The 285-nt window shown below is 51.2% G+C and carries 1 rRNA gene; it reads right to left on the minus strand.

Annotation, left to right across the window (positions count from 1 at the left end):
• Window positions 1-284 (minus strand): 23S ribosomal RNA (locus LZP73_RS20630); the annotation flags it as partial.
• Window position 285: the final 1 nt, after the last annotated feature.

A 285-nucleotide genomic window follows, 5' to 3' on the forward strand; every position in this document is an offset into this window, starting at 1 on the left:
GCTCGCAGTCAAGCTGGCTTATGCCATTGCACTAACCTCCTGATGTCCGACCAGGATTAGCCAACCTTCGTGCTCCTCCGTTACTCTTTAGGAGGAGACCGCCCCAGTCAAACTACCCACCAGACACTGTCCGCAACCCGGATTACGGGCCAACGTTAGAACATCAAACATTAAAGGGTGGTATTTCAAGGTCGGCTCCATGCAGACTGGCGTCCACACTTCAAAGCCTCCCACCTATCCTACACATCAAGGCTCAATGTTCAGTGTCAAGCTATAGTAAAGGTT

It is taken from the genome of Shewanella sp. AS16, from assembly GCF_021412365.1.
Classification (GTDB): domain Bacteria; phylum Pseudomonadota; class Gammaproteobacteria; order Enterobacterales; family Shewanellaceae; genus Shewanella; species Shewanella salipaludis.